This window comes from Roseivivax isoporae LMG 25204, from assembly GCF_000521865.1.
GTDB classification, from domain to species: domain Bacteria; phylum Pseudomonadota; class Alphaproteobacteria; order Rhodobacterales; family Rhodobacteraceae; genus Roseivivax; species Roseivivax isoporae.
In genome coordinates this window covers 1-502 of record NZ_JAME01000162.1, presented here as the reverse complement: position 1 = coordinate 502, position 502 = coordinate 1, and the positions used below count along the sequence as shown (strand labels likewise).

General features: G+C 69.7%; 1 protein-coding gene. It reads left to right on the top strand.

Annotated elements, in window-relative coordinates:
- Positions 1-502 (top strand): TonB-dependent receptor plug domain-containing protein (locus RISW2_RS23165; RefSeq protein ID WP_043775993.1); only part of this gene is annotated, 502 nt, incomplete at both ends.

The following is a 502-nucleotide window of genomic DNA, read 5'->3' as shown; positions in this document are numbered from 1 at the left end:
CCGCGCACCAACGGCGATCCGGTGCTGCGCGGCATGTTCGGCTCGCGCCTGAACATCCTGACCAACGGCACCTCCATGCCCGGCGCCTGCCCGGCGCGCATGGACGCGCCCAGCTCGTACATCTCGCCCGAGAACTTCGACAAGCTGACCGTCATCAAGGGCCCGCAGACGGTGCTGTGGGGGCCGGGCGCCTCGGCCGGCACCATCCGCTTCGACCGCGACACGCCGCGTTTCACCGAGCCCGGCGTGCGCTTCGACGGCAGCCTGGTGGGCGGATCAAACGGCCGCAACGACCAGGCCGCCGACCTGACCGTGGGCAACGACAAGGTCTACACCCGCATCACCGCCAACCATTCGCATGCCCAGGACTACAAGGACGGCGACGGCAACAAGGTGCCGTCGCGCTGGGACAAGTGGAACGCCGACCTGGCGCTGGGTTTCACGCCCGACGCCGACACGCTGTACGAGCTGACCGCCGGCACCGGCGATGGCAACGCGCGCT